The sequence below is a fragment of the Herbidospora galbida genome, from assembly GCF_005233835.1.
GTDB classification, from domain to species: domain Bacteria; phylum Actinomycetota; class Actinomycetes; order Streptosporangiales; family Streptosporangiaceae; genus Herbidospora; species Herbidospora galbida.
This window is the reverse complement of record NZ_SZQA01000016.1, coordinates 72104-90164: the sequence shown is the minus strand read 5'-3', so window position 1 is coordinate 90164 and position 18061 is coordinate 72104. Positions and strand designations below refer to the sequence as shown.

At 71.1% G+C, this 18061-nt stretch carries 17 protein-coding genes and 1 tRNA gene; 13 read left to right on the top strand and 5 right to left on the bottom strand.

Annotated elements, in window-relative coordinates; genetic code table 11:
* Nucleotides 1-283: 283 nt before the first annotated feature.
* From FDA94_RS17940 to FDA94_RS17910, 7 genes are all read left to right on the top strand, one after another.
* On the top strand, nucleotides 284-865 hold the full coding sequence (locus tag FDA94_RS17940) for an RNA polymerase sigma factor (protein ID WP_246060005.1): 582 nt from the start codon (nucleotides 284-286) through the stop codon (nucleotides 863-865).
* Nucleotides 862-1101, top strand: coding sequence for an anti-sigma factor family protein (locus FDA94_RS17935; RefSeq protein WP_137248218.1), 240 nt, complete (start codon nucleotides 862-864; stop codon nucleotides 1099-1101). The genes FDA94_RS17940 and FDA94_RS17935 overlap by 4 nt, the downstream gene beginning before the upstream one ends.
* 37 nt (nucleotides 1102-1138) lie before the next feature.
* Entirely contained in the window at nucleotides 1139-2347 is a 1209-nt protein-coding gene (locus tag FDA94_RS17930; RefSeq protein WP_137248217.1) for a glutamate-cysteine ligase family protein, read from the top strand.
* Nucleotides 2344-3627 carry an ergothioneine biosynthesis protein EgtB gene (gene egtB, locus FDA94_RS17925; RefSeq protein WP_137248216.1) on the top strand — a complete coding sequence of 428 codons (1284 nt, stop codon included), beginning with the start codon at nucleotides 2344-2346 and terminating at the stop codon, nucleotides 3625-3627. The genes FDA94_RS17930 and egtB overlap by 4 nt, the downstream gene beginning before the upstream one ends.
* Nucleotides 3627-4334 carry an ergothioneine biosynthesis protein EgtC gene (egtC, locus tag FDA94_RS17920; protein WP_137248215.1) on the top strand — a complete coding sequence of 236 codons (708 nt, stop codon included), beginning with the start codon at nucleotides 3627-3629 and terminating at the stop codon, nucleotides 4332-4334. Before egtB ends, egtC begins: the two co-directional genes overlap by 1 nt.
* A complete protein-coding gene (egtD, locus tag FDA94_RS17915; protein WP_246060004.1) occupies nucleotides 4331-5281 on the top strand; it encodes an L-histidine N(alpha)-methyltransferase in 951 nt (316 codons plus the stop codon). The genes egtC and egtD overlap by 4 nt, the downstream gene beginning before the upstream one ends.
* 221 nt (nucleotides 5282-5502) lie before the next feature.
* On the top strand, nucleotides 5503-5979 hold the full coding sequence (locus FDA94_RS17910) for a S1 RNA-binding domain-containing protein (RefSeq protein ID WP_170990998.1): 477 nt from the start codon (nucleotides 5503-5505) through the stop codon (nucleotides 5977-5979).
* 75 nt (nucleotides 5980-6054) lie between these two features.
* Here FDA94_RS17910 and FDA94_RS17905 read toward each other — a convergent pair whose 3' ends face one another.
* On the bottom strand, nucleotides 6055-7722 hold the full coding sequence (locus FDA94_RS17905) for a sialidase family protein (protein WP_137248213.1): 1668 nt from the start codon (nucleotides 7720-7722) through the stop codon (nucleotides 6055-6057).
* A gap of 156 nt (nucleotides 7723-7878) precedes the next feature.
* Here FDA94_RS17905 and FDA94_RS39260 point away from each other — a divergent pair, with 156 nt between their 5' ends.
* Nucleotides 7879-8019, top strand: a complete 141-nt coding sequence (locus FDA94_RS39260) for a hypothetical protein (RefSeq protein WP_170990997.1) — start codon at nucleotides 7879-7881, stop codon at nucleotides 8017-8019.
* Between the two features lie 285 nt (nucleotides 8020-8304).
* Here the strand turns inward: FDA94_RS39260 and FDA94_RS17900 are convergent, their stop codons facing one another.
* Complete coding sequence (locus FDA94_RS17900; RefSeq protein WP_137248212.1) at nucleotides 8305-9276, bottom strand: pirin family protein; 972 nt, start codon at nucleotides 9274-9276, stop codon at nucleotides 8305-8307.
* Between the two features lie 91 nt (nucleotides 9277-9367).
* Here FDA94_RS17900 and FDA94_RS17895 point away from each other — a divergent pair, with 91 nt between their 5' ends.
* On the top strand, nucleotides 9368-10129 hold the full coding sequence (locus tag FDA94_RS17895) for a putative hydro-lyase (RefSeq protein WP_137248211.1): 762 nt from the start codon (nucleotides 9368-9370) through the stop codon (nucleotides 10127-10129).
* Here the strand turns inward: FDA94_RS17895 and FDA94_RS17890 are convergent, their stop codons facing one another.
* A complete protein-coding gene (locus FDA94_RS17890; protein WP_137248210.1) occupies nucleotides 10130-11512 on the bottom strand; it encodes a dihydrolipoyl dehydrogenase family protein in 1383 nt (460 codons plus the stop codon).
* 84 nt (nucleotides 11513-11596) lie between these two features.
* Here FDA94_RS17890 and FDA94_RS17885 point away from each other — a divergent pair, with 84 nt between their 5' ends.
* Both FDA94_RS17885 and FDA94_RS17880 read left to right on the top strand, forming a co-directional pair.
* Nucleotides 11597-12577, top strand: a complete 981-nt coding sequence (locus FDA94_RS17885; RefSeq protein ID WP_137248209.1) for an ATP-binding cassette domain-containing protein — start codon at nucleotides 11597-11599, stop codon at nucleotides 12575-12577.
* Nucleotides 12574-13425, top strand: a complete 852-nt coding sequence (locus tag FDA94_RS17880; RefSeq protein ID WP_137248208.1) for an ABC transporter permease — start codon at nucleotides 12574-12576, stop codon at nucleotides 13423-13425. Before FDA94_RS17885 ends, FDA94_RS17880 begins: the two co-directional genes overlap by 4 nt.
* 9 nt (nucleotides 13426-13434) lie before the next feature.
* Here FDA94_RS17880 and FDA94_RS17875 read toward each other — a convergent pair whose 3' ends face one another.
* Complete coding sequence (locus tag FDA94_RS17875) at nucleotides 13435-16572, bottom strand: ATP-binding protein (RefSeq protein ID WP_137248207.1); 3138 nt, start codon at nucleotides 16570-16572, stop codon at nucleotides 13435-13437.
* 150 nt (nucleotides 16573-16722) lie between these two features.
* On the opposite strand from FDA94_RS17875, the gene FDA94_RS17870 reads away from it, so the two are divergent.
* Nucleotides 16723-16796, top strand: a tRNA-Arg gene (locus FDA94_RS17870).
* A gap of 10 nt (nucleotides 16797-16806) precedes the next feature.
* Here FDA94_RS17870 and FDA94_RS17865 read toward each other — a convergent pair.
* On the bottom strand, nucleotides 16807-17004 hold the full coding sequence (locus FDA94_RS17865; protein WP_030456723.1) for a hypothetical protein: 198 nt from the start codon (nucleotides 17002-17004) through the stop codon (nucleotides 16807-16809).
* A gap of 270 nt (nucleotides 17005-17274) precedes the next feature.
* Between FDA94_RS17865 and FDA94_RS17860 the strand changes: the two genes are divergently transcribed.
* Nucleotides 17275-18060 carry a phosphotransferase gene (locus tag FDA94_RS17860; RefSeq protein ID WP_137248206.1) on the top strand — a complete coding sequence of 262 codons (786 nt, stop codon included), beginning with the start codon at nucleotides 17275-17277 and terminating at the stop codon, nucleotides 18058-18060.
* Nucleotide 18061: the final 1 nt, after the last annotated feature.

The following is an 18061-nucleotide window of genomic DNA, read 5'->3' as shown; positions in this document are numbered from 1 at the left end:
GCAGCCGGATATCCACAGGTGGCAACGTCGTGTTCGCTCTCCGTTCATCCCTGTGGTCACGTTGGGTAGCCAGGTCCGGGCGAGGGTCGCCATCGGAATTCACACGACGTCAACGGGAGTTCGCATGCGTCGGTTAGGTTGCTTCGACACCCTGCCGAAAAGATCGCTCACAGAGGGTGATTAGGTGGACAGGGGGAGATGCCGGGCAGGGGGGACATCTCGGGCATCGGGCGTTCACTGGAGGGTCGCGGGAATGTCGGAGGGCGTCGTTAGGCTCGGTGGGGTGACCGATTTTCCGCCCGATCCGGTGATCGTGGCCGGGCTGCAAAGTGGTGACGAAGAGGTCTTCGCGCTGCTCCTCGACGAATGGTCACGGGGAATGCTGCGGCTCGCCAGGTCATACGTGTCGACGGCGGCGTCGGCCGAGGAGGTCGTACAGGACACGTGGCTCGCCGTGATCCGGGCCGTCGGCACCTTCGAGGGCCGCTCGTCGCTGCGCACGTGGGTCTACCGCATCCTGGTGAACACCGCGCGGAGACGGGGAGAGCGGGAGAGCCGTACGATCCCTGTGAGCAGCGTGGGCGGCGAGCGGCCCGACGGCGTCCCGCCCGAACGGGCCGAGGGCGGTCCCGAGGGGGCGGCGCTGGCCGGCGAGGTCAGGGAACTGATCGACAAGGCGGTGGGCACCCTCCCGTCCCGGCAGCGCGCCGTGATCACGCTGCGCGACATGGAGGGCTACGGCTCCGACGAGGTCTGCGAGATCCTGTCGATCTCTCCGGCCAACCAGCGGGTGCTGCTCCACCGTGCCAGGGCGGCCGTCCGCGACCACCTGGCCGCCTATTACGACGGGAAAGGAGGGCCATGAACTGCGACGAGTTCGCCGAACTCGTGACCGCCTATCTCGACGACGCGCTCGACGACTCCTCCCGTCCCCTCTTCCTCGACCACATGGCCCGCTGCTCCGGCTGCACCGGCTACTACGGCCAGTTCACCGCCGCGATCACCGCCCTCGGTGAGCTCCCCGCCCCCGGCCTGTCCCCGCAGACGCGATCCCACCTGCTCACGGCCTTCCGCGAAGCGAGTTCAGAAAAGCCGGAGTGAGGTGTAACGCCGGGGCCGGTCGCGGATCTGAGTGTTCATGGCCGATGTGCTGGCATACGCGGAAGGCTGTTTCACCGGGAGCCCCGGCGATCAGGTCGGAGTCGAGCTGGAGTTCCTCGTCCACGATGTGTCCGACCCGGCGCTGACCGTCCCCATCGCGCGGACCACCGGCGCCCTCGCCGGGCTGACCCTCCCCGGCAAGAGCGTGATCACTTTCGAACCCGGGGGTCAGGTCGAACTGTCCGCCCCACCGGGCGCCCTCCCATCGGCCGTGGCCGCGCTCCAGGAAGACGTCGATCAGGTACGTTCCGCGCTCGCCGCCGCCGGCCTCACCCTCGGCCGGTCGGGGCTCGACGGCCACCGGCGCCCGCTGCGCCAGCTCCACACCCCGCGCTACGACGCCATGGCGGCCTGCCTGGGGGAGCCCTACGGCGCGTTGATGATGTGCTCGACCGCGTCGATCCAGGTCAACCTCGACTTCGGCGCCGACCCGTTCACCCGGTGGCGCCGGTCTCACCTGTTCGGGCCGGCGCTGGTGGCGGCGTTCGCCAACTCGCCGGGGCCGGTGCCGTGGTTCGGCTCGTGGCTGTCGGGCCGGCAGGCGGTCTGGCTGGCCCTCGACCCGTCGCGCACGGCTCCGGTCGCCGACGTGGCGCAAGCGCCGAAACCGCTCGCCGCGTGGAACGGCTCGGGCTCCCCGTCGACGCCCGGCCGGGGGCATCCGCCCGCCGACTGGGCGGCCTATCTCCAGACCGCGCGCCTGATGGGCGTCAAAGATCCCGACGGGTCCTACCGCCAGACGGCCCGAGGGCCGCGTTTCCGTGACTTCCGGCTCACCGCCGGGCGGCCGCCGACCCACGACGACCTCGCCTACCACGCCACCACGCTCTTTCCGCCCGTCCGGCCGCGCGGGTTCATGGAGATCCGCTACCTCGACGCCCTCGGGCCCGTCGCCTGGCCGGTCGCGGTCGCCGTGTCCTACGCCCTGATCGTCGACGACGAGGCGGCCGCCGCTGCGGCGCGAGACGCGCTGGCCGTCGCCGGGCAGTGGTCCGAGGCCGCCCGGTGCGGTCTCGCCGCCCCCGCCTTCCGGCAGGCCGCCGTCACGGCCTTCCGGGCCGCCGCCGCCGTGCTGCCGCGCTGGGGCGCGCCACCGAGCCTGATCGACCAGGTCACCGACTACGCCGTGCGGTTCGTCGAACCCGGCCGGTCCCCGGCCGCCGACCTCCTCTTGGAGACGCGATGAAGGAACAGATCGCCGCGCAGCTCCTGGCTGTGCGCGACCGATCGCTCAGCTACACCGACGCCGACGACCACCTCCTCGTCCGCCAGCACTCCCCGCTGATGTCGCCACTGGTCTGGGACCTCGCCCACGTCGGCAACTACGAGGAGCTCTGGGTGCTGCGCGAGGTCGGCGGCATCACGCCGCTGCGGCCCGAGATCGACGACATATACGACGCGTTCAAGACCCCGCGCCGCGACCGTCCGTCGCTGCCCATGCTGGGCCCGGCGGAGGCCCGCAAATACATCGAGGGTGTACGTGGCCGCGTGCTCGACGTCCTCGACAAGGTCGACTTCGACGACCCGAACCCGCTCAAGTCCGGCGGTTTCGTGTTCGGGCTGGTCATCCAGCACGAACACCAGCACGACGAGACCATGCTGGCCACGCTCCAGCTGTCCCGCGAGCCCGGCCTCGTCAGCGACGGCGACCTGCCCGCCGGGCGGCCGGTGGCGGGTGAGGTGTTCGTTCCTGGCGGCCCCTTCACCATGGGCACCGACGTCAACCCGTGGGCCTACGACAACGAACGCCCCGCCCACACCGTCGACGTGGCCGCGTTCTGGATCGACCGCGTGCCCGTCAGCAACGGCGACTACCTGGCCTTCGTCGAAGACGGCGGCTACCGCGACCCGCGCTGGTGGCACCCCGAGGGCTTCCGGCTGGGCCTCCAGGCCCCGTTGTTCTGGACCCGCGACGACGGCGGCAGCTGGTGGCGCACCCGCTTCGGCCGGGCCGAGCTGATCCCGCCGAACGAGCCGGTCCAGCACGTCAGCTGGTACGAAGCCGACGCCTACGCCCGCTGGGCGGGCAAGCGGCTGCCGACCGAGGCCGAATGGGAGAAGGCCTGCGCCTGGGATCCCGCGGCAGGCCATGCCCGCCGCTACCCGTGGGGCGAGGAGCCGCCGGCCCCCGGCCTGACCAACCTCGGCCACCGCGCCGCCCGACCGGCGCCCGTGGGCGCCTACCCGGCCGGGGCGAGCGCCTACGGCGTCGAGCAGATGATCGGCGACGTCTGGGAATGGACGTCGTCGACGTTCCAGCCCTACCCGGGCTTCCGCGCGTTCCCCTACCGCGAATACAGCGAGGTCTTCTTCGGGCCCGACTACCGCGTGCTGCGCGGCGGCTCGTGGGCGGCCGACCCGGCGGCCGTGCGCGCGACCTTCCGCAACTGGGACTATCCGCAGCGCCGCCAGATCTTCGCCGGTTTCCGCTGCGCCCGCGACGCTTCGCCGGGGGAGGCCCGCTGATGTGCCGCCACGCCGCCTGGCTCGGCGAACCCCGCCCGCTGTCGTCCCTGATCCAGCAGCCCGACCACGGCCTGCTGAAACAGTCCTACGTACCGAGACGCCAGCGCTGGGGCACCGTCAACGCCGATGGTTTCGGCATGGGCTGGTACGCCCACGACCGCGTCATCCGCTATCGCCGATCCATCCCGATGTGGGCAGACGCCAACCTCGAAGGCCTGGCCGCCTCGGCGATCTCCGGCTGCCTGATCGCGGCGGTCCGCTCCGCCACGGTCGGCATGCCGATCGAGGAGACCGCCACCGCCCCCTTCATGGAGGGCAAGTGGCTGTTCAGCCACAACGGCCGCGTCCCCGGCGAGGCGCTGACCGGCCTGAAGGCTCACGAGGCCGAGAGCACCTGCGACTCGGCCAAGCTCGCCGCCGGGGTGTTCGCGCTCGGCCGGCTCGGCTGGAGCCTCGGCGACGCCATCGCCGAGGTCACCATGGCCGCCGGGGGCGCCGACGCGGAGGCGAGGGTCAACCTCCTCGCCACCGACGGCCAGACGATCGCGGCCACCACGTGGGGAGACACGCTCTTCGTGCGGTCACTCCCCGAGGGGGTGCTGGTGGCCAGCGAGCCGCTCGACGACCGCGACGACGGCTGGGTCAGCGTGCCCGACCGGACGCTCGTGATCGTCACGCCCGACGGAATCGACTGGAGGGACCTGTGAACCTGATCGACGCTGACTACCTGCGGCAGGCGCTGGAGCACGACGTCCGCGCCGGCCTCACGGCGGCGCCGAAATGGCTGCCACCCAAGTGGTTCTACGACGCCTGCGGAAGCGAACTCTTCACCAAGATCACCCGCCTGCCCGAGTACTACCCGACCCGGCGCGAACTGGCCATCCTCAAGGCCCACGCCCGCGAGATCGCCACGGTCAGCGGCGCGGCGACCCTGGTAGAACTCGGCTCCGGCACCTCGGAGAAGACCGAACTGCTCCTCGACGCCCTGGCCTCGGCCGGGACCCTGCGCACCTACATGCCGGTCGACGTCGACTCGGTGACCCTGAAGGCCGCGGCCGACCGCCTGTCGGAGCGCTTCGAGGTGGTCGGCGTCTGCGCCGACTTCGAGAACCACCTGTCGCAGCTGCCGCAACGGCAAGGCCGGATGGTCGCCTTCCTCGGCGGCACGATCGGCAACCTGGAGCCACCGGCCCGCGAGGTCTTCTTCAAGGAGCTCCGCTCGACCCTGACCGACGGCGAGACCTTCCTGCTCGGCGCCGACCTGGTGAAAGACACCTCCCGGCTGATCGCGGCCTACGACGACTCGGCCGGGGTCACGGCGGCGTTCAACCGCAACGTGCTGCGCGTGATCAACCGGCGTCTCGACGCCGACTTCGTCCCGGCCGACTTCGCCCACGTGGCGATCTACGACACCGACAACGACTGGATCGAGATGCGCCTGCGCGCGACCAAGGACATGGTCGTCCACGTCCGGGCGCTCGACCTGACGGTGATGTTCGCCGAGGGCGAGGAGATGCGCACCGAGATCAGCGCCAAGTTCCGCCGATCGGGGCTGACCCGGGAACTGGCGATGGCGGGGTTCGAGGTGGAGCGGTGGTACACCGACCCTGACGACGACTTCGCCCTGGTGCTGTCGCGCGCGGTACCGCGCTGAGTTTTTATTGCGGAGGGTCGTCAACGCGGCCACGGCCGGCCGGACATTCGACGGCCGGCCGCCTGGGCCCCGCACATCCACGTCAACGCGGTCACCCAGCGTCGCTCGGCGACGGTTGGCAGGAACAGATCCCCTACCCTCGGCTGATCATGGTGGATGCGGATACGGGTGAGCTGGAGCCTGGCCCCCGCTCGACGGAGGCGGACAGGTCTGTCCGGGACGTGCGCGACAAGGTGCGGGGATTCCAGAACGGGCAGGTTCGCCGTGGCGTGGTGTCCGCCATCACGCGGTTCGGCATCTTCGTGGACATCGGCGGTGTGGACGGGATGGTGTCAGCGGCGAATGCGTCCTGGCTGCGCTTCGAGCGTTTCGAGGATCTCGTCCGGGTCGGACAGGACGTCCTGGTGATGGTCCTGGACGTCGATCCCGTCCGTCTGAGGGTCTCCGTGTCGTTGAAGGCGGTGCAGGAGGATCCTCTGATCGAGTTCGCCCGGACGCGGCTGGGTGAAGTGTTCACCGGGCCCGTGACGTTGATCACTCCACCGGGGGTGTTCGTCGAGCTGGCACCGGGCGTCGAGGGTCTCGTGCCCACCGGGGAGTTTCCGGACGGCTCACGCCCAGCCGAAGGTCAGGACCTCCGGGTCCGGTTATGTGACATCGATCTGGAGAATCGTCGATTGACGCTAGGTCTCGCCTGAAATAGACGTTTGTGAAAAGCAGGGATGTCTTTCCCGTCCGGCCCGCGGTTCGAATTCGGCGCCCCGTGCTCGTCCTCAGGCCGGGTTCTCTTCGATCGTCGGGGTCAGGCGGGTCCACGCGATGTGCGCCTCCGCCGCGTTCCCCCCGCGCGTGCCCATCACCCAGTGGCTCAGTTGGGCGGCCTCGCCGCTGTCCTGGATCACCCATGTCACGCCGGTGTCGGCGCCGTCGCGGAACAGGCGGGCCACGCCCGCGCTGTCGGTCACGACCTTCCACACCGCAGGCGCGGGCGACGTCGCGAAGACGCGTTCCCAGGTCGTCGATCCCTTCCGCATGGTCCAGACGCCGCCCTTCTGCACCGTCAGCATGAGCCGCCTCGCCCCGTTGCACACCTTCGTCCCCAGGCAGACGCCCTGGCCGGTCGCGGGGTCGAGCGCGCTGTCGTCCACGACCTGGCCCTGGAACTCCACCGTGAAGTCGCACATCTCGGCGATCGCCTTCCTGGCCCCGACCGCCCTGGCCGTCGTCGAGCGGAGGCGCAGGCCGCCGTCGGAGCCGACGGTCGCGCCCGCGTCCAGAGCCCAGCGGCCGGGGGCCAGGTCCTTGGGCAGGGGGGTGTTCAGGGTCAGGCGGGCGACCTTGATCTCGATCTGGTTGTGCTCCCAGACCACGGCGAGGACGCCGGGGGAGATCTCGGCGGCGCTCGGGTAGACGTCCCAGCCGCGCGCGGTCGTCTTCGTCAGGCGGGGGCCGTCGGCGAACAGGCGGCCGGGTTGCCAGGGTTCGCCCGGGTTGGCGACCTTGTAGTGGAGGACCTCGCGGAAGCGGTCGGGGCGGGGTTCCCTGATGGGGCCGGCGAAGGTGTTGTAGAGGGCGATCTCCCGGCCGGCTGAGTCGATCATGTAGAAGGTCTTCACGTAGTAGTTCGGCAGGTCGGGGTGGAGCCGCATCGGCGCCCAGGTCAGGCCGCCGTCGGTGCTCGTGGTGGTCGCGCAGTGGGCGGCCGAGACGCGGTAGTGGGGCTCGCGGTCCTCCGGCCGGGCGCGGCGGACGAGCGCCCGGGTCACCATCACCAGCGTGCCGTCGCGGCGCAGGGCGATCTGGGGTTCCTCGACGCCGATGCCGGGCGGGTTGGCCGCCAGCGCGCCCGCCTTCCACGTCTTCAGGTCGGTCGAGCGGAGCATCGCCGCTTGGGAGGCCCCGGCGCCCTGACGCCAGAACGGGACCGTCCACACGTCTCCGACCTTGACCGGTTTGCCGGCCACCACGACGCCTCGGGTGTTGGGCGGGACGTCGACCGTGATCGGCTGGTCGACCCAGGTCGTGCCGCCGTCGGGGGAGCGCTTCAGGGTCAGGTGGACGGGGAATCCATCGACGTCGGATTCCTCGCGGTCCTCGGCGACGGTGATCCGGCCGAGGAGGGCGTACACGAAGGAGCCCTCGGCGAAGAGCATCGCGTAGTGGTAGCGGTGGGTGGCGGTCGCCGCCGCGAGGGTGCCCTTCTTCCAGGTGGCGCCGCCGTCGCCGGTGACGGCGAACTTGATGGCGCCCTGGTCGGTGGGGGTGCGGTCGTGGGGGTCGGGTACGCCCGAACGCCAGCAGACGATCCACCGGCGCGCGTCGAGGGCGACGATGTCCGGCACCCGGTTGCCCTCGCGGGCCAGCTCTCCCGCCGCGTCGCGGACCACGGTCGCATCGACGACGACCGGGCGGCTCACGCCCGCGCCCACCATTTCACTCATGGGACACCACCGAAGCGAACTGTTTGTCTGCTTTCAATAGACAGAAGATGAAATATATGGCTTCGACCTGCTGATCAGTCGGGCGGCAAGCGAGCTGCAAGCGATGCCGAATACAACTAACTCACGCAAAACAGCGTTTTATCGGGGGATATTGACATGCGTACTACCCGGCTCACCATGCAGTGGACCGACCTTCTCGACGGCCCGCGCCGCGACGAGGAGTTCGACCGGACCGGCGAGTTCCGCCGTCCCTCAGCCGGCCACCGGCTGAAGGGAAGTCGGCGCGTTCGCGATTGATCGTCGGAGGCTCGGGAACTGGTCGGTCCCACGGTCAGTTCCCGCGCCGACGGCACCAGAACCAAACGGGAACAGGTATACCGTCCCGCCACCCGGCGGGTGGACGGGATCGTCGCGGATCTCGGCGAGTTTGGCGCACAGCTCGCCGAGATCCACCCGTTTTCCAGGTCTTTCGTGGACGAAATTCCGCGCGTCCCCGATACACCCTGCCCGCCGGGAAAGTCGATCGGCCAAATACGAAGAACGGCCAAGTCTGGGACCTGGCCGTTCTCTGCGTTCGCAGGGTCAGTGGTGTCCCGCCGGGATGGTCCCCAGGCGTCCTGCCTGGAAGTCCTCGAACGCCTGCTGCAGTTCCGCCTTCGTGTTCATCACGAACGGCCCGTAGTGGGCCACCGGCTCGCCGATCGGCTTGCCGCCCAGGATGATCACTTCCAGGTTCGGCGACCGCGTGTCCTGCGTCTTCGCCGCCGTCAGGGTGATCGTCTCGGCCTGGGTCGCGCCGAATCCCTCGTACACGGCCAGTTGCCCCATCTCAAGAGGCTGGCCGTCGCTCCCGGCGGTCCCCCGGCCGGACAGCACGTACGCGAGCGCGTTGAAGTCGGACCGCCACGGGATCGACAGCCGCGCCCCGGGTGTGATGCTCGCGTGGATGAGCGTGATGGGCGTGTGGGTGGCTCCCGGGCCCAGGTGCCCGGCCACGTCGCCGGCGATCACGCGGACCAGCGCGCCGCCGTCGTGGCTGCTCAGCAGGACCACGTTGGATCGCCCGATGTCCTGATATTTCGGTGCGAGCATCTTCGACTTGGACGGCAGGTTCACCCAGAGCTGGATGCCGTGGAACAGGCCGCCCTTCTGGACCAGCCACTCCGGCGGCGCCTCCTTGTGGAGCAGGCCGGATCCGGCCGTCATCCACTGCGTGTCGCCGTTGGTGATCGTTCCGCCGCCGCCGTGGGAGTCGGTGTGGTCGAAGACGCCGTCGATGATGTACGTCACCGTCTCGAAGCCCCGGTGCGGATGCCACGGCGTGCCCTTCGGCTCGCCCGGCGCGTAATCCACCTCGCCCATCTGGTCCATCATGATGAACGGATCGAGATACTTTGGCTTGATCGTAGCCAGCGCTCTTCTGACCGGGAACCCCTCGCCCTCGAAGCCGGTGGGCGCGGTGGCGACGGTCAGGACCTTGCGCTCGTGCACGGCCGCCATGGGCTCGGGCAGCCGGGGGAGGGTGAGCGGGTTGTCCACGGTTACGGCGGGCATCAGGGGGCTCCTTCCTGTTTCGAGCCAGGTTCGCACGACTATGCACCCACAACTTGGTTGAGGTTTCAACTATTCCGGAGGACGTTCCCGTATGACCCCTCACGAGGCCCGGAGCAGGTTCCGGGCCGGGCTGAAGACGCCCACCGCAGGGTGGTGTCCCGGGTACGCCCAGGCCAACCTGCTCGCCGTGCCCGCGGACCTCGCATACGACATGCTGCTCTTCGCGCAGCGCAATCCCAAGCCCTGTCCGGTCCTCGACGTCGGAGATCCTGGGGCCACCAGCCTGCCGATCTTCGCGGGTGACCTTCGGACCGATCTGCCGGGCTATGTCGTGTACGAGAACGGCGCCCCCGTCGCCGAGGTGACCGACGTGACCCGGTTCTGGCGCGACGATCTGGTGCCGTTCCTGATCGGATGCAGCTTCACCTTCGAAGACGCCCTGGTCAGGGAGGACATCCCGGTCAGGCATCTGGAGACGGGCGGGAACGTCCCCATGTACCGCACCTCGGTGCCGTGCCGGCCGGCCGGGCGGCTGTCGGGGCCGCTGGTGGTGTCGATGCGGCCGATCCCGGCCGGGCGGGTCGCCGACGCGGTCCGCGTCTCCGCGCGCTATCCGGAGGTGCACGGGGCGCCCGTCCACATCGGAGACCCGGCGGGGCTGGGGATCGACGACCTCGACGTGCCCGACTTCGGCGACCCCGTCGAGGTCCGGCCGGGGGAGGTGCCGGTGTTCTGGGCCTGCGGGGTCACCCCGCAGGCCGCGGTGATGGCGGCCGGGATCCCGTTCGCGATCGGTCACGCGCCGGGGCACATGGCGATCACCGACGTCAGGGACTCCGCCTACCAGACGTGACTAGAGGCCGTAGGTCTCCAGCAGGCGCAGCCACACCTCGCTCACCGTCGGGAACGACGGCACGGCGTGCCAGAGCTTGTCGAGCGGCACCTCGGCGGTGATCGCGATGGTGGCGGAGTGGAGCATGTCGGCCACCGCCGGGCCGGCGAAGGTCACGCCGAGCAGCACCTTGCGGTCTTCGTCGACCACGGCCTTCGCGCGTCCGATGTAGTTCTCGGCCGACAGGTAGGCGCCGGTGATGCCGCTCATGTCGTACTCGACGGAACGGACGTTGAGCCCCCGCTCCCGCGCCGCCTCCTCGGTGAGGCCGACCGCGGCCACCTGCGGGTCGGTGAAGATGACCTGGGGCGGGCCGTAGCGGTCGGCCTGGTCGCGCATCGACGGCAGGTCGTCGGGGCGGCGGTTGGCGCGGGCCGCGATCACGTCGCCGCACAGCCGGGCCTGGTACTTGCCCATGTGGGTGAGGAGCGCCCGGCCGTTGGCGTCGCCGACCGCGTAGAGCCAGTCGTGGGCGACCGAGCGCATGCTGTCGTCGACCTCGATCGGGCGGGCGTCCGGCAGGCCGACGGTCTCCAGGCCGATGTCGGCGCCGATCGTGCGCCCGGCGGCGACGAGGATCTCGTCGGCGGTCAGCGTCGTGCCGTCGGACAGGTGGGCCACGACCTCGCCGCCGGTCCGCTCCACCCGCTCGATCCGGGTGCCGAAGCGGATGTCGATGCCCCGGGCCACCAGCGCGTCGGCGACCATCGTGGCGGCGAAGCCGTCGCACCGCTCGAGCAGGCGGTGGCCGCGCACGACCATGGTCGTCTCGGTCGCGCCCAGCGCGTGCAGCGCCTGCGACATCTCGCACGCCACCACGCCGCCGCCCAGCACGATCAGCCGGCCCGGCACCTTCTTCACGCCGGTGGCCTCGCGGTTCGTCCAGGGCTTGGCCTCGGCCAGCCCGGGGATCGGCGGGATGGCCGCCAGGCTGCCCGTCGCCACCACGACCGCGTGCCGCGCGGTCAGCACCCGGCCGCCGACGTCGACCTTGCGCTCCCCGGCGAGCCGGGCCCGGCCCCTGATGTACGTCGACGGCAGCGACTCCAGCCAGCGCGCCTGGCCGCTGTCGCTGTAGTCGTTCACCGCCCAGTCACGCCGCGCCAGCACCGCCGGCACGTCGATCGGCTCGACCGTCAGGCCCGGCGCCCGCTCGACCTCTCCGGCCAGGTCGACGGGGCGCAGCAGGGCCTTACTCGGCACGCACGCCCAATATGAGCACTCGCCGCCGGCGAGCTCGGCCTCGATCACGGCCACCGACAGGCCGCCGCGTACGGCCCGGTCGACCACGTTCTCACCGACCGGCCCAGCGCCCATAACGATCACGTCGAAGACGTCAGCCATCTCTTCCTCCCGTTGATCTCCGCTCCGACCGTATCTCGCGGGCCGCTAGATCCGATCTAGCACGCGGTCTCGCGCCTAGAGGGCATGACAGAAACCGCGATCGAGACGAACGGTCTCGTCAAGGTCTTCGGCGACAACCGCGCCGTCGACGGGCTCGACCTGACGGTCCCGGCCGGCGCCGTGTTCGGCGTGCTCGGCCCCAACGGCGCCGGCAAGACCACCGCCGTCCGCATGCTGGCCACGCTGCTGCGCCCCGACGGCGGCACCGCCCGCGTCTTCGGCCGCGACGTGGTCGCCGAGGCCGACGCCGTACGCTCCCTGGTGGGCCTCACCGGCCAGTACGCCTCCCTCGACGAAGACATGACCGGCCGTGAGAACCTCGTCCTCATCGGCCGCCTGCTGGGCTTCCGCAAACCGGCGGCCCGCGCCCGCGCCGACGAGCTCCTGGAGGCCTTCGGCCTCACCGCCGCGGCCGAGCGGCAGGTCAAGAACTACTCCGGCGGCATGCGGCGGCGCCTCGACATCTCGGCGACGCTGCTGAACACGCCCCGGCTGCTCTTCCTCGACGAACCCACGACGGGCCTCGACCCGCGCAGCCGCAACCAGGTGTGGGACATCGTCAGGGCCGTCGTCTCCTACGGGACGACGGTCCTGCTGACCACGCAGTACCTCGACGAGGCCGACCAGCTCGCCTCCCGGATCGGCGTGATCGACCACGGGAAGCTGATCGCCGAAGGGACTCCGGGCGAGCTCAAGTCGTCGGTCGGCGCGGGCACCGTCCACGTGCGGCTGCGCGACCCCGCCCAGCGGGCCGACGCCGAGAAGCTGCTGTCGGCCGCCCTGGGCGCCACGGCGACCCCCGATCCCGACCCCCGCCGGGTCGTCATCCGGGTGCCCGGCCACGGCACCGAGCACGGCGCGGCCGAAGACGCCGCCCGCGCGCTGTCCGAACTGGCCGTCGCCGGGATCGTCATCGACGACTTCTCCCTCGGCCAGCCCTCCCTCGACGAGGTCTTCCTCGCCCTCACCGACCACCCCGCCACCGAGAAGGAGACCGCGGCATGACCGCCACCACCGCGACCGAGACGGCCGAGCCGGTCTACGTCCCCGCCGCCGAGACCATCGGCGCGGTTCTCGACCCCCGGGAGCGGCCGGCCCGGCCGAGCGCGCTGTCGGCGTCGCTGACCTTCGGGTGGCGGGCCGTCCTGAAGATCAAGCACGTGCCGGAGCAGCTGTTCGACGTGACGGCTTTCCCGATCATGATGACGCTGATGTTCACCTACCTGTTCGGCGGGGCATTGGCCGGTTCGACCGGGGAGTACCTGCAGTTCCTGCTGCCCGGGATCATGGTGCAGAGCGTCGTGATGACCACCATGTACAGCGGGCTGGCGGTGAACATCGACATCGCCAAGGGCGTGTTCGACCGGTTCAAGTCGCTGCCGATCTGGCGGCCCGCGGCCTTGGTGGGCAACCTGCTGGGTGACGTGCTGCGTTATGTGCTGGCGTCGCTGGTGATCACCGCGGTCGGGTTGATCCTGGGGTTCCGGCCGGGCGGCGGCGTGATGGGCGTGGCGGCCGGCATCGGGCTGCTGGTCGTCTTCTCGTTCGCCTTCTCGTGGATCTGGACGATGTGCGGGCTCTACCTGCGCAGTGAGAAGTCGGTCATGGGGGTCAGCATGCTCGTGCTGTTCCCGCTGACCTTCCTGAGCAACATCTTCGTCGACCCGTCGACCATGCCCGGCTGGCTGCAGGCGTTCGTCGAGGTCAACCCGATCACCCGGCTGGTGGCGGCGGTCCGGTCGCTGATGTCGGGCAACCCCGACATGGGCGAGCTCACCTGGGTGTTCGTCGCCACGGCGGCGCTGCTGGCCATCTTCGGGCCGCTGACGATGCGGGCCTACAACCGCAAGTAACCCGACCGTTCAGAGCCGCCAGCGGACCGGCGACCCGGGCCGGTAGCCGCACGACGAACCGGTGCTGATCGACTCACGCAGATGGGAGGCGAGAGACGGATGGCGTTCGCCGAGCTTGCGCAGGGTGTCGCGGATGCGGGCGGTCACCGTCTTGCGGGCCCGCTCGGCCTCGTCGCCCAGCCGCCGGTCGCGCCCGGCCAGCCCGGCGGCGGCGCGCAGTTCGTCGAGCAGGGCCTGCCGCTCCCGGTCGAGGGCGGCGGCCCGTTCGTCGTCGCCGAGCCCGGCCGCCCGGTCGATCTCCTCGTCGAGCCGGGCCAGGTGGCGGCGGTAGCGGGCCTTGGCCTCGTCGTCGAGGACGGCGTCGCCGCCGAAGCTGCGGGCCGCGACCGCCTCGCGGCCCCCTTCGGGGTTGAGCAGCCGGACCGCCGGGATGTCGGTGCCCGGCGCCCCCAGGAGGAGATGGAGGTCGCGCAGGCCCTTGGCGTCGGGCATGCGGACCACCAGGTCGTCGTAGGCCAGTTCCCAGACGTCGCCGTCGCGGCGGAAGGTGGGCGCGAGCCGGGGAGGCTTCGCGGGAGCGGCCGCCCGGCCGGGCCTGATCGCCTCGATCTTCCGGCCGATGTGGCGCATGCCGAGTTCGGCCGCCTCGGCCGCCGCCTCGTCGAGCGCCACCCGGCCGCGCAGCGGCTCGCCGGCGGCCAGCAGCGCCCGGCCGAGCTCGACGTTGGCCTCCACGACCCACGGCCGGGCCTGGAACGCCACGGCGGAGGCGCGGGCGGTGGTGAGGCGGCCGATCGCCTCGTCCCACCGGCCGCGCGAGGCGGCCAGCACGCCGAGCCAGTGGTCGACCGGACCGGCGATGTCGCAGCCGCCGATGCTGACCAGCCAGCCGCCCGAATGAGGGGTCAGCGTCTCGGCCGCCCACGCCGTCAGCTCGGCGTCGGCCGACTCGGCCGCCGCGTGGGCGATGAACCGCAGCCCGAGCGGGGCGAAGCTGCGGGGATAGGCCTCGACCCCGTCGTCGGGCAGCACGCTCAGCGCGGTGGCGAGGTCGCCGGCCTGCAGGGCGGTGATGCCCGTCAGCAGGTCGACCTGGGCGTGCCCCGACGACTCCAGGCGCTTCAGCACCGCCGGGATCTCGGCGAACCGGCCCTGGTGCAGCAGCGCCGCCCACAGGACGTGGTCGCTCATGAAGGAGAACGAGTGGCGGCTCTCCTCGGCGATCACCTCCATCGCGCCGCGCAGGAACTCCTCGGCCTCGGCGAACCGGCCGGCCAGGGTCATGATGATCGACTGGTCGACGCGGGCGGAGAAGATCATTCGTTCGCCGCCGACCCGCAGGGCGAAGGCGGTCGACTCGCTGAACTGGTTGAGGTAGGCGGGATCGCCCGCCTCCAGCAGCGCCACCCAGCGCAGCGAGGCGGCGAAGTGCGCGGTGTCGGTGTCGGAGGCGCGCCGGGCGACCGTCTCCATCTCGCTGGTCAGCTCGATGCGCTCGGCGGCCGTGCCCAGCCCGAACAGCACGTCGTGGCGGGCGGCCAGGCCGAAGGTCAGCGCCTCGTGGTCGTCGCCCGCGCGGGCGACCGCCGCGATGTGGACGGCGAGCTGGTCGGCCATCGCGTCGGGCGTGGTCGGCGGGCCGCCGAGCAGGGCCTGATAGGCGACCTGGACGACCTCGGCGCTGCGGCCACCGGCGAACCCGCCGATCATGCCGGGCCCGTCGATCCGGTAGTAGCTGATCGCCACCCGGGCCAGCACGTCGGCGTCGCCCGTCTGCTGGGCGAAGGTCCAGGCAGATTCGAGCGTGGCGCGGGTCTCGTCGACGTCGTCGAGGTGGAACAGGCAGGAGCTCAGCTCCATCGCGATCAGCGCCCGGCGGCGCGGTTCGAGGCCCTCGCCCCGGTCGGCGGCCCGCCGCAGATGGCCGATCGACTCGTCGATGGCCATCCGCCCGTGGGCCTCGCCGGCCGCCGACAGCAGCCGCTCGACCGCGACGGCCGGCGGCAGCTCGCGGCCCGCCTGATAGGCGTGGCGGGCCTGGTCGGCCGGCAGGAGGTGGGCCCTCAGCGCCGGATCGGCGTCGAGGACCGTGATCACCCGGGCGTGCCGCCCGGCCGCGCCCTCACCGAGCGACTCGTAAAGCGTCTCGCGGACGAGATCGTGGGCGAACGCCAGCCGCCCCTCGGGCAGCTGGACGACCAGCCGCGAGGCCACGGCCTGCCCGAGAAGCCCGTCGACGCGGGCGGGCGGCAGCCCGGCCAGCGCCGCCAGCACGTCGCGGTGGAACTCCCGCCCCAGCACCGACGCGTCGGTCAGCAGACCGGCCACCTGCGGCGGCAGCAGCGAGACGCGTCTCTGCAGCGCGTCGCGCACCCCCGGCGCGATCGCCGTCACCGACCCGCCGCCCTGCCAGAGCCGGGTGGTCTGCTCGACGAAGAACGGGTTGCCGCCGGTTCTCCGGTGGACCTCGTCGACCAGCGCCGGTTCGGGCACCCGCCCGGCGGTGCGGGCCATCAGTGCGCCGACCTCGTCGCGCTCCAGCCCGGTCAGCGAGATGCAGGTCGCCTTCGCCACCAGCGGCATGATCAGCGGCGCCAGCGGATGGTCGGGCGCCTCGGCCTCGACGTCGCGGTAGGTGCCGAGCAGCAGCAGCCGCTCGAACCAGGTGTGCTGCGCGGCGAACTCCAGCAGCCGCAGCGACGCCGTGTCGGCCCAGTGGAGATCGTCGAGCACCACCACGACCGGACGGCTCTGCGCCACCGACACCAGCGCCGTCGTCACCGCGTCGTAGAGCCGGAACCCGTCGAGCACCTCTTTGCCGCCGCCCGGCCGCTCGCCCAGCAGGATGGCCAGCACGTCGGCGGCCTCGGCCCCCACCGACGACCACTCGCCGGCCCGGCGCAGCGCCCGGATGACCTGCACCCACGGCCAGTAGCCGGGCGCGCCGCCCGACTGCCAGCACGACCCCCCGAGCACGAGGGCGCCCGCCCGCCTGGCCTCCTCGACCCCGCCGGTGACCAGCGTGGTCTTGCCGATCCCGGCCTCGCCGGTGACCAGCACCAGACCGCCGTGGCTGTCGAGGGCCCGGCCGATCTCGGCGCGCAGCACCCCCGCGGGATGGTCGCGCCCGATGAGCTGAGAGTCCATCAGATCCTCCGGACGGGGAGATCGGGAGCGGGCGGGCGGGAGAAACCGCCCCCTACGGGGAGCGGAGGAGTAGCTCCTCTACGCTATCGACCGACGCCGACATTTTGCGTTGTGAAACCAGTCCGGGGATCATGCAGAATGAGGCACTGAGCGCCCTTAGCTCAGCCGGATAGAGCAGTGGACTTCTAATCCACCGGTCGGGGGTTCGAATCCCTCAGGGCGCGCGCATCTTCGCTAAGCCGACGATTCCTCCTCGGGCTCGTCGGCCGGTTCCTCCCGGCCGAACAGCAAGGCCAGCACCTTCAGGGCCCTGGCGCTGTGCTTCTCGGAGAACGTCGCGGCCGACGCCTCGACGACCAGCAATATCGCGAGCACGGCCGCCACTCCGAGGGCGACCGCGAGAAACAGGCCGGTGGAATCCTCCGGGGCCATCGCGAATGACCCCGCGGCTGCGGCCGCGCTCGATGTGGGCACGACCCACCTGGCGTTCACGGGAGAGACATTTCGTGTCCGGGTCCCTTCGCTCAGCAGTGACTCAAAAGATCAAGCCCTTGCTTGCCGCGAGCCTACCCGACGGTAGTCACGCTCCGTAGCAGGTCGTCGCCGTTTTTTCCAGTGCCTCGTGTCATCAGGGCAGATTCCGAGCGCGAGATACGACGGCCTTCGGCCGCCGTATCTCGCTTTCCGCTACCCTCAAGCTGCATGTTCGTTGTGTCGCGGGCCGACGAAGTCCCGCTGTCCGGCGGCGACGTCACCGAAGGCGTGGTCCGGGTCGGTGACACGGTCCGCCGCCCGTTGAAGGCCACCTCGCCCGCCGTCCACACCCTGCTCCGTCATCTGGAGGCCGTCGGGTTCGACGGCGCGCCCCGTGTGCTGGGCATCGACGAGCTGGGGCGGGAGGTGCTGACCTTCGTGCCGGGCGACGTGCCGGGGCGGCCCTTTCCGGCCGGTGAGGACGTGCTGGCCGAGCTGGCCCGGTTGCAGCGGCGCTACCACGACGCGGTGGCGGGGTTCCGGCCGAGGCCCGACGCGGTCTGGGAGACGGGGTCGGCCGACGACGCCGCGCCGGAGGTCGTGGGGCACTGCGACGTCACCCCCGAGAACGTCGTCTTCCGCGACGGGCTGCCGGTGGCGCTGATCGACTTCGACATGGCGCGGCCGGTGTCGCGGCTGTTCGACGTGGTGACCACGCTGCGTCATTGGGCGCCGATCGCCGATCCGGTCGACCGGGACCGGCCCGATCTGGACACCGGGCGGCGCATCCGGGTGTTCGCCGACGCCTACGGGCTGAGCGCCGCCGAGAGGCTGCGGCTGCTGCCCACCGCGCGGTTGCGTCTCGATCGCTCGTACGTGGCCATGAAGCGTAAGGCCGAGACCGACGGCGGCGGATGGGCGGTCATGTGGGAGTCGGGCATCGGGCAGCGCATCCGGCGGGCCGCCGCGTGGCTTGATGCGAATGAGGATGATCTGCACCGTTTCCTCCAATAGG

Coding starts and splice junctions, on each gene's coding strand:
- FDA94_RS39260 (WP_170990997.1), top strand. CDS start 7,879: ATGCGTACTACCCGGCTCACCATGCAGTGGACCGACCTTCTCGACGGC.
- FDA94_RS17875 (WP_137248207.1), bottom strand. CDS start 16,572: ATGGACTCTCAGCTCATCGGGCGCGACCATCCCGCGGGGGTGCTGCGC.
- FDA94_RS17930 (WP_137248217.1), top strand. CDS start 1,139: ATGGCCGATGTGCTGGCATACGCGGAAGGCTGTTTCACCGGGAGCCCC.
- FDA94_RS17865 (WP_030456723.1), bottom strand. CDS start 17,004: ATGGCCCCGGAGGATTCCACCGGCCTGTTTCTCGCGGTCGCCCTCGGA.
- FDA94_RS17860 (WP_137248206.1), top strand. CDS start 17,275: ATGTTCGTTGTGTCGCGGGCCGACGAAGTCCCGCTGTCCGGCGGCGAC.
- FDA94_RS17900 (WP_137248212.1), bottom strand. CDS start 9,276: ATGCCCGCCGTAACCGTGGACAACCCGCTCACCCTCCCCCGGCTGCCC.
- egtC (WP_137248215.1), top strand. CDS start 3,627: ATGTGCCGCCACGCCGCCTGGCTCGGCGAACCCCGCCCGCTGTCGTCC.
- FDA94_RS17935 (WP_137248218.1), top strand. CDS start 862: ATGAACTGCGACGAGTTCGCCGAACTCGTGACCGCCTATCTCGACGAC.
- FDA94_RS17890 (WP_137248210.1), bottom strand. CDS start 11,512: ATGGCTGACGTCTTCGACGTGATCGTTATGGGCGCTGGGCCGGTCGGT.
- FDA94_RS17880 (WP_137248208.1), top strand. CDS start 12,574: ATGACCGCCACCACCGCGACCGAGACGGCCGAGCCGGTCTACGTCCCC.
- FDA94_RS17895 (WP_137248211.1), top strand. CDS start 9,368: ATGACCCCTCACGAGGCCCGGAGCAGGTTCCGGGCCGGGCTGAAGACG.
- FDA94_RS17905 (WP_137248213.1), bottom strand. CDS start 7,722: ATGAGTGAAATGGTGGGCGCGGGCGTGAGCCGCCCGGTCGTCGTCGAT.
- FDA94_RS17885 (WP_137248209.1), top strand. CDS start 11,597: ATGACAGAAACCGCGATCGAGACGAACGGTCTCGTCAAGGTCTTCGGC.
- egtB (WP_137248216.1), top strand. CDS start 2,344: ATGAAGGAACAGATCGCCGCGCAGCTCCTGGCTGTGCGCGACCGATCG.